Here is a 1,221-nt window from a genome sequence, read left to right as displayed (position 1 = left end):
CCGGCGGCGCAGGACGGGACCGCGAGTCGAGCTGCGCCTTCAGGGCGCGCGCCTCGGTGCCGAGTCCGGCGCCCAGCTCGTGGTGGAGCGCGCGCTCGAGTCGCTCCAGCTGCCGCAGCGCCGCCCGCGTGTCGCCGCCGTCGGCGTACCGGCGTGCGAGCGCGAGATGCGCCTCCTCGTCCGTCGGAGAGTGCGCGACGAGGTCGTCCCAGCGATGGGTGAGCCGCAGCAGCTCGATCCGGGTGGAGGCGAGTCCATCCCGCGCCTCGATCGTCCAGTCGTCGTACAGGTCGTCGGGGAGCAGGTCACCGCCGTAGAGCTCGAGTGCGGCCGAGGCGAGCGAGCTGTCGCGGGTCGTCAGCGCCCGCGCCGCGACGGCCCGGAAGCGATCGACGTCGACGTCGATCCCCGGGTCGGCGAGCAGGGCGACGATGTCGTCGCGGAGCGAGATCGCGCCGCCGCCGCGCTCGAGCGCCTTCCGGGCGAAGTGCGCCGCCTTGTGCAGCCGCGGCGCGGCGACCTCGACCGCGAGGGCCGGCCAGAGTGCAGCGATGACGCGTTCCCGGTGCAGCCGATGACCGTCCGCGAGGGCGAGCAGCTTCACCAGTGCGGCCGCGTGCCGGCGCGCCCACGAGACCGGCGGCACCGGCGCACCGTCGATGTCGACTTCGAACCCGCCCAACAGGCGGACGTGAATCGTCACAGTCGGGATTCCCTCGGGCCTAATCTAGCCGCGTACGAGGGTGTCTTCCAGCGACGCCGGTGCGGCCACGGCGACGTTCGGGAGGGCCGACAGGTAGTCCATCTCGTCGCTCATCGCGGAGCTGTGCCCGCGGATCAGGCGGCGGATCTCGGAGTCGCCCCAGTCGTAGCAGGCGATGCGGTCCGCGAGCTCGAACATCCGGAACGACAGCCGGTCACGCAGCGCCTGGTATCGGCCGAGCGCGACGGACTCCGGCACGGCGCCGGACCAGGCCCTCAGCACCTCTCCCGCAAGGATCTCCGCGTCGCGCATCGCGTCCGTCATCCCATGCGAGCTGATGGGGTCGCGGAAGACCCCCGCGTCTCCGACGAGCGCCCAGCCCTCGCCCCACGCGCGGCGAACGTACCCACGCAGGCCGCCCCATCCGCGCATCTCCGGGGGAGTCGCGACCCCTTCCAGTCGCGCTGCCACCGTGGGCGCCGCTTCGTCCAGCAGCGTCCGGAAGGTCGCGTCGCGGC

The 1,221-nt window shown here is 73.3% G+C and carries 2 protein-coding genes; both read right to left on the bottom strand.

From position 1 onward, the window contains the following. Window positions 1-703, bottom strand: a 703-nt coding sequence (locus EIO58_RS18195; protein WP_274543229.1) for an AfsR/SARP family transcriptional regulator, incomplete at its 3' end; no start/stop codon positions are given. Between the two features lie 24 nt (window positions 704-727). Beyond that, window positions 728-1,221: NAD(P)/FAD-dependent oxidoreductase (locus tag EIO58_RS19095; protein WP_446723956.1), on the bottom strand; the 494-nt coding region annotated here is incomplete at its 5' end.

It is taken from the genome of Microbacterium sp. CPCC 204701 (genome assembly GCF_004010105.1).
GTDB lineage: Bacteria > Actinomycetota > Actinomycetes > Actinomycetales > Microbacteriaceae > Microbacterium.
This window is presented reverse-complemented; position numbering and strand designations above follow the sequence as displayed.